We start from the raw sequence: 295 nt of genomic DNA, 5'->3' as shown, positions 1-295 counted from the left end.
AAACCGAGTTGGTCGACATAGGCGCGTTTTACCCTGGCGTCCTGGCTCACCTGCGGCTGGTAGTGGTCTTTCGCGACATCGCACATGCTGTTGTAGAGGGACGAGCAGAGCTCCATGCCCACCTGGCTCTGGTGCTGTTCTGCCTCCCACAAGAGCCCGTGGATGCGAAAGAAGATTCGAGTGATATCGTGACCTACGAAAATGTGGACGTCGCTGGCATTGCGCTGGTGGGCTTCTCCTAAAAGCTGCACCACCTGGGCCTGGAGCTTCTTCTCAGTCGCCGATAGTGCTTTTG

The 295-nt window shown here is 56.9% G+C and carries 1 protein-coding gene; it reads right to left on the bottom strand.

Translation table 11 applies throughout. The features are described 5' to 3' along the window. A partial coding sequence (locus tag AAEZ05_RS28120; RefSeq protein ID WP_502947798.1) for an ATPase, T2SS/T4P/T4SS family occupies positions 1 to 295 on the bottom strand: 295 nt, incomplete at both ends.

Source organism: Pseudomonas sp. HY13-MNA-CIBAN-0226, assembly GCF_040310305.1.
Classification (GTDB): Bacteria; Pseudomonadota; Gammaproteobacteria; order Pseudomonadales; family Pseudomonadaceae; genus Aquipseudomonas; species Aquipseudomonas gregormendelii.
The sequence above is the reverse complement of the archived record's forward strand: the minus strand, read 5'-3'. Positions and strand labels throughout refer to the sequence as shown.